Genomic DNA, 6,811 nt, shown 5'->3' with positions numbered 1-6,811 from the left:
GTTAAAATCTTATGTCTATATTTAACACACCAAACAATATGATATTGTATTGAATAAACATAGCCACGTCCATAATATACTTGAGCCATTACTTTCACCTCTAAATACATATTAACATATGTGTTTATATGAATCAATTATATTAAGGGTCTATAACTGTTTTATTGCCAACATATGTAAGGCGACCTAACTCATGGCTTAAGCCACGAGTTAGGTCGAAGTCTTCAAGATAACAATTTATTATGTTGTATGATTTTATTGTAACGATTAAAAATAATTTAACACATTTTTAACACATTAGTTTTAAATAATTACATTTAGATATAGAATGATACAGTAACAGAGTCTAGTATTGGTAATACTTACAGTGCTTTGTAGAAAGTTATAATAAGCAATTTACCGAATCAGGGGTTCAATTGCCCTATGAGTCACCATACACTAAAACGTTGATATAGAAGGCTTTACAGCAATGTAAAGCTTGCTATTTTATTTACAAAATTGGTTTCATTATTATATTTTAATTTATGAACTAAAGCCATATATATCTTTAACTTTACCAGTAAGAATTGTTTCGTTAACCTTATCTTGTATCATTTTCTTAGAAACTGTTTTATCTTTATATATAATTTTTATTTTTTTAGATTCTAGACTTATTTCTAAGCCATCTATTCCATGGAGATTACTTATACACTTAATTACGTTTATTAAACATTTATCACATAACATATTATATTGTTTGAAATTAACTGTAAAATCTTTCATTTCATAAACCTCCTTGTTAGTTGTATAATACCAAATTTATATGTGTAAGATATGAAGATAAAAGCAAATAGATCAATCTTGTCAGAGAATGGAGTTTTCGCTCCTTTTTTATCTAATAATAAACTATAAGCAGTAGCAAAAACAGAGGCTACAAAAAAAGGCATACTTGAAAATTTTCCCGTTAAAATTCTAGTACCAATAAATAATATTAAGAAAAATACCAAAGTAATCTAACCTTCGTTTGGTTATTAATTGTTAGTCACTACCAAAATAATAAATGCATAAGAAAATTATTTTATACATTGACATAAGTTTAAATACACATTATACTTAATTGAAAATGACTTTCAATATCATGTTTTTAAAGGAGTGTTATATTAATGGAAAATTTTTTACCAGGACTAATTATGGGTTTTAGAGAAGGCCTTGAAGCTTTCTTAATTGTAGTAATTATACTTCAATATTTGAAAAAAAGTGGCAATATTACTTTCAGAAAGAATGCCTTTTCAGGAGCTTTAGTAGGAATTTTAGCTTCAATAGGAATTGGTGCAATTTTATTCTATATATCTAAATCTATTGGTAAAATGGAGGAATTATCTAAGGTGTGGGAAAGTTCGGCTAGTATTTTAGCACTAATATTGATAACTACTTTTATTTATTGGATGATAAAACATGGAAGAAACATGATTGCCGAGGTTCAAAAACAAGTTAAAACTAACCTTTCAGCTTTGGGCATTTTTAGTATTACATTTATTATGGTTACTCGTGAAGGTGCTGAAATTGCAATATTTCTTTTTGCAGGTAAATATACTTTGTTATCAATATTTTCAGGGGTTTTTGCAGCATTAATTTTGCAATATTGATTTATTTTTCTTTAGTGAAAATAAATTTAAAAATATTATTTAATATAACTTTAGTATATTTGATTTTACAAGCTGGTTTTTTACTAGGTTATGGAATTCATGAAGGATTGTCTGCACTAAATTCTCTAAATATACTTGCAAGTACAAGTCCTATATTTATTAAGGCTTTTGACCTTTCAAAAACTATATTCTACCATAAAGAAGGTATTATAGGGCTTCCTCTTTACGTTTTATTCGGTTGGTACTCAAAGCCAGAAATCATACAATTCGTTGTTCAATATGTTTACACGTTTATCATGTTTTTTATTTGGCATAAGGAATTGAAAAAATAGAATACTCGTTTCTGAATATATCTTTATAAAATCTACACATCTTCTTTGTATAATTTTAATTAGATAATATAATAGATAAAGAGGTGATCTATGAGCAGTAAAAAAACAGAAAATTAAAGTTTACAACATGACATGCACCTCCTGTGAAGCTAGAATAGAAAAGTCACTGATGAGTATCAGTGGTGTTACTAAGGTATTAGCTGATTACAAAAGTGAAAGTGTATTATTAGAATATGATGATGAAATGTGTAATATAGTACAAATTAAAGAAAAAATCTCTAAAATTGGTTATAGTACAGAGAATTCTGGCAATTACAAACTTGTTGGTATGCTAATAATAGTTCTTGCAATTATTCTTTTAAGTAAGGCTGGTAATAGCTTTGACATGGAATTTAAGCTAGAAAACGCATCTTATTTAGTTCTATTTATAGTTGGTATTTTCACTTCCCTGCACTGCGTAGGTATGTGTGGCGGCATAATGTTATCACAAAGTATACGAGCAGAAAATAAAAGCAATTTTCAATCTCTAAAACCCGCTATATTCTATAATTTAGGCAGAGTGATATCCTACACTATTCTTGGTGGAATTGTTGGAGCTCTGGGTTCTGTTTTTTCTCTTACGTTACAATTTAAGGCTGGTCTTCAGGTTTTAGCTGGGATTTTTATGATTATTATGGGATTAAATATGTCTGGATACAGTCTTTTTAGAAGATTCAACATAAAATTACCTTGGTCTTTCTGTAATCTTAAAAAAAGTGGAAAAACTCTTTTAAATTGGTAAGAGGTGTCCTAAGTTTATGAGCCATGTCTGACGTCAATCTTTTCCGAAGAAGCTCTTGCTTTTGTAGAGTTTCAGCAAGATAGTTTATTGAAGTTGTTAAATCATCTATTTCTTTGGTTTGGGATGCGACATGAGATCTAGCTTCTAAATCTCCATTTCTAATTTTATTAGCAGTATCAGTGATTTTTGTTAAGGGTGAGGATATTTGCTTTGAAAGTAGGATGCTTACTATTAACCCAAAAATCAAAGCTATAAAGCCAGAAAGAAAAAAGGAGTGATTCAAGGTCATTTTGAAAGTTAATGCCCCTGTATTTAAAAAAGACGTGCCATAATATCCAAAGACTATAGTTCCAATTTTTTTATTATCTTTACTTAATGGATAGCTATCTTCAGTGTATTGACCAGGCTTTATTTCAAAAAAATTTTTCATCATTGAATTCATCATTGAACCCATCATTGTTTTGTTTTGTAGGTTTGAATTACCTGAGGTGAAAAGTACCACACCATTTATATTTTTCACTTTAATATACAATTCTTCTGCATTAGCATATCTTAGTATTTCATCTTTATTACTAGAAGAAAAGCCTGATTTCTCGTTGTATAAGCCATCTATTGTAGTTGCAATTTTGTTTACTTTATTTTTATGTTCATCAATTAAATAATTGTTAAATTTATTACCAATCATATAATTTGAAATTAACACTGCAATGAGTATAGATACAATTGCAGTAAGAAGAAAACCCAAAGATAATTTTTTTGCTAATTTCATTTCAATTCACCTCATATTTTCATTAGAGTTAAGATGCATAAACAATTAACCATTGAATTTATATCCCATTCCATACACTGAAAGAATGTATCGTGGGTTTTTAGGGTCATGTTCAATTTTCTGTCTAATATTTTTAATATGAGTATCAGCAGTCCTATCAAAACCATCATAATCGATTCCAAAAGCTTTGGTTACTAATTGTTCCCTTGAGAAGATCTGCCCAGGGTTAGTTAAAAGCGCAATTAAAATTGTAAACTCATTAGAAGTCAAAGGAACAGGGTTACCTTGTTTTTTAACAATCATTTTCTTTTTAGTATACTCTTCCTCATCAATTTCGCCTTTAGCATATCTCTCATTTAATATATTTAATGCTGAGTTATTTAATAATGAATCATTTGCCAATGAATGATTTGTTAATGAAAAATGCGTATTACTTTTCATTAGCTTAAAAGCTAGATAAATTAATGTTAGAAATATTAAAAACCCAAAGCCCATCATTAGAAACATTCCACCTCCACCATATCCTCCAAATTGTCCATAACCGGAACCCAAAAATCTGCAAAACATATAAATAGCCTCCTTGTATAAAATATTTACTCTCTTAATATAATTATATTATAGACTGCAATTGTGGGGAAAATATGAAGATGATAAATGAATACATTCTTTACTATTTTAAATTATCGTTCAACTGCAGTGCATAAAACCAAAGGTAACCCCATGACAGTTTGTGTATGTTTCATATATAGCTAATGAATCAATATCTAAAATATGAGATGAACAAAGACGAGTAATATTTTATAAAAATTGTATATCTTTATAATTTCTTTATATTATTTTGTAATAATAAGAGTAGATAGAGATTAATTATTTGCGGAAGGGAGTTTTAGTTCAGTTTCCGTATTTAATAAATGTACTAAGATTAAAAGGCTTTAAGCCATTACTATAATATTGAAATTTGAAGGGAGACCTATAAAAATGAAAAAGAAGATAATAGTAAAAAGTATGACGTTTGAACATGGTTTAAATAATGTTGTCGATGGGCTAATGGAAATTGGGGTAAGAGATGTGGACATTAAAAAACTAGTTGTTACTGCTGAAATAAGCACGAATATTACTGATGAAATTATTAAGGCAGCTATTGAAGAGGCAGGATATGATGTTGTAAAAATAGAAACCTCTGCCTTGCAATATGCAAAAACTTCAAGTACTATAGGTCAATATAATAAGAAGATAGTATAGAGGTAATTGTTTAGATGTTTTAAATGAAAGATTTGCTTGTGAAGGAAGGAGGAGAGCCTCATAACGTACAGGTCTCACTAGATGGAAGAGGGTTAGGTTACACATAGCTTAGACAATTCATCTATTGAACTTGTTGCTTGTATCTTTTATTTGTCATTTGAATATAATAAATATGTCAAGTAAAATCAAAAAAAACTTGACCTTTCTAACATATAAAGTATATAATAAATAGAAGAAGGTGATATTATGAGCTATCAAATAGAAGTGGAAAATAAAATTGAAACATTTGCTGTTAAGGATTTAATTGTTGCAAATGTATTTTTAAAGGAACATTTATCACATATTCCAGTAAACTCTTATTATAAAAGTCTTGAAAGAATGGTAAATAAGGGTAAATTAAAAAAAGTATCTAAAGGTGTGTATTGTAGACCTAAGATAACTAGATTTGGGGAAATATCATCTGGTGAAGAAAATATTTTAGATTATTATATTGGAAAAGAAAAACTTAAAGGTATTGTAATAGGTTATAGATTATATAATAAATATGGAATAACAACTCAGGTATCTAAAACAATAGAAATTTACTCGAATATTCTAGAAGAAGAGAAAAAAAATATAAACAACATTAAAATAAAAAAAATAAACTTATCAATTAATCTTGAAATAAAGAAAGCAATTGAGCAGCTTGAAATATTACAACATTATAGTGAAATAGAGGATGCTAATGAAAATAAATTTAGAGCTTTTATTAATATAATTGTAGAGAGCTATTGTGATGAAGTATTTATAAATGTATTAAGTAATATAAGGTATAAGAAAAGAACAATTGCATTTTTAGAAAGTATTTTAAATGATAATAATATAAGAAATACTATTTCAAAATTTTTAAATAGAACATCAAAATATAAAATACCAGTAATGAGGGGAATTTATGAATCTGCATATTAATAAAGAAAAATTTGAAGATTTATGTATAGTTACAAGTGAATTTATAGGGATTCCACTTGGGGCTGTTAAAAGAGATTATTATATTGTAATGATACTTGAAAATTTGCAAAATAGTGATTTTGTAAATGAATGTGTATTTAAAGGTGGAACTTCTTTAAGCAAATGTTATCCAGGCTCTATAAATAGATTTTCAGAGGATATCGATTTAACATTTATTTCGAAAGAAAAATTAAGCGATAAACAGTATAGTAAGAAGTTGAAAAAAATTGAAAAAATTCTAATTGGCAATGCCAGTAGTGATAAAATAGGTAGTGAACGTAATGATAGGAATAAAAGCTCATATGTTTGGTTTGAGGAAGATGATATAGAAAATAGTAAGGTTAAATTGGAAATAGGTTGTAGTGTTAAACCAGATCCTCATAAAGAAATAGATCTTAAAACTTATATTCAAGAATTCTTAGAAAATAATAAAATGATGGTGGATATAAGTAAATATGAGTTGAAAACTGTTAGAATCAATGTATTAAATGTTGAGAGAACATTTGTTGATAAAATTTTATCTGTTAAAAGACATGCAATTGATGGAACAATAAATAAAAAAGTAAGGCATATATATGATGTAACACAATTATATAAGCTGAAGGAATTCAAGATTTTATTGCAAATAAGGGAAACTTAAAGGAATTAGTAAAAACGACTAAAGAAACGGACTCCTTTTATTTAAAAAAACGTAGTATTGAATCCAAATATAATCCACATGAAAAATATAATTTTGATTCATGGAAACACTATTTTACAGATGATGTAAAGGCAAGATATGAATCTTTGCATAAGGATTTACTATATAGATATGAAAAGCAAAATTTCAAAGATGCTATTGAAACTTTTAAAGCAATAGAATGTTTGTTTATTGAAGATTTCGCCACGCACTCTCGTGACTTCAGTCATGAGTTAGTGGCGTTAAGTATTACTGCATAAAATATAAGTAAATTACACATGCTAAGTGTTGATACCACTGCGTTTAATGGTATAATTAACTTATAGAAAGAAGGTGAATTTATCTATGTTAAAAGGATTTAAATATAGAATATATCCTACTGAGCTTCAAGAAATT

11 protein-coding genes are annotated in these 6,811 nt (G+C 27.6%); 7 read left to right on the top strand and 4 right to left on the bottom strand.

The window, feature by feature from the left end; all coding sequences use genetic code 11:
• Positions 1-89, bottom strand: an 89-nt coding sequence (locus KPL51_RS22605) for a transposase (protein WP_216166616.1), incomplete at its 3' end; no start/stop codon positions are given.
• A gap of 433 nt (positions 90-522) precedes the next feature.
• On the bottom strand, positions 523-762 hold the full coding sequence (locus KPL51_RS22600) for a copper resistance protein CopZ (RefSeq protein WP_216166607.1): 240 nt from the start codon (positions 760-762) through the stop codon (positions 523-525).
• A 380-nt stretch (positions 763-1,142) separates the two neighbouring features.
• Here KPL51_RS22600 and KPL51_RS22595 point away from each other — a divergent pair, with 380 nt between their 5' ends.
• The gene (locus KPL51_RS22595) at positions 1,143-1,625 is read left to right on the top strand and encodes an FTR1 family protein (protein WP_216166605.1); all 483 of its coding nucleotides are present in this window, start codon (positions 1,143-1,145) and stop codon (positions 1,623-1,625) included.
• A 444-nt stretch (positions 1,626-2,069) separates the two neighbouring features.
• Positions 2,070-2,738: an urease accessory protein UreH domain-containing protein gene (locus KPL51_RS24420; RefSeq protein ID WP_312888845.1), complete on the top strand. Its 669-nt coding sequence runs from the start codon at positions 2,070-2,072 to the stop codon at positions 2,736-2,738.
• On the opposite strand, the gene KPL51_RS22585 is transcribed toward KPL51_RS24420, so the two are convergent.
• Both KPL51_RS22585 and KPL51_RS23795 read right to left on the bottom strand, forming a co-directional pair.
• Positions 2,704-3,507 (bottom strand): HAMP domain-containing protein, encoded by an 804-nt coding sequence (locus tag KPL51_RS22585; protein WP_224854728.1) that lies wholly within the window; start codon positions 3,505-3,507, stop codon positions 2,704-2,706. The genes KPL51_RS24420 and KPL51_RS22585 overlap by 35 nt on opposite strands.
• 45 nt (positions 3,508-3,552) lie before the next feature.
• On the bottom strand, positions 3,553-3,948 hold the full coding sequence (locus KPL51_RS23795) for a winged helix-turn-helix domain-containing protein (RefSeq protein WP_224854734.1): 396 nt from the start codon (positions 3,946-3,948) through the stop codon (positions 3,553-3,555).
• A gap of 537 nt (positions 3,949-4,485) precedes the next feature.
• Between KPL51_RS23795 and KPL51_RS22575 the strand changes: the two genes are divergently transcribed.
• From KPL51_RS22575 to KPL51_RS24600, 5 genes are all read left to right on the top strand, one after another.
• Positions 4,486-4,749: a heavy metal transport/detoxification protein gene (locus tag KPL51_RS22575; protein ID WP_216166599.1), complete on the top strand. Its 264-nt coding sequence runs from the start codon at positions 4,486-4,488 to the stop codon at positions 4,747-4,749.
• 246 nt (positions 4,750-4,995) lie between these two features.
• Positions 4,996-5,697 carry a DUF6088 family protein gene (locus tag KPL51_RS22570; RefSeq protein WP_216166596.1) on the top strand — a complete coding sequence of 234 codons (702 nt, stop codon included), beginning with the start codon at positions 4,996-4,998 and terminating at the stop codon, positions 5,695-5,697.
• On the top strand, positions 5,681-6,376 hold the full coding sequence (locus tag KPL51_RS22565) for a nucleotidyl transferase AbiEii/AbiGii toxin family protein (RefSeq protein WP_216166594.1): 696 nt from the start codon (positions 5,681-5,683) through the stop codon (positions 6,374-6,376). The genes KPL51_RS22570 and KPL51_RS22565 overlap by 17 nt, the downstream gene beginning before the upstream one ends.
• A gap of 146 nt (positions 6,377-6,522) precedes the next feature.
• The gene (locus tag KPL51_RS22560) at positions 6,523-6,675 is read left to right on the top strand and encodes a hypothetical protein (protein ID WP_216166592.1); all 153 of its coding nucleotides are present in this window, start codon (positions 6,523-6,525) and stop codon (positions 6,673-6,675) included.
• Positions 6,676-6,760: 85 nt separating this feature from the next.
• The coding region (locus tag KPL51_RS24600; protein ID WP_216166609.1) for a helix-turn-helix domain-containing protein at positions 6,761-6,811 on the top strand (51 nt) is incomplete at its 3' end.

The organism is Clostridium bowmanii (assembly GCF_018861315.1).
GTDB lineage: Bacteria > Bacillota > Clostridia > Clostridiales > Clostridiaceae > Clostridium_AD > Clostridium_AD bowmanii.
This window is presented reverse-complemented; position numbering and strand designations above follow the sequence as displayed.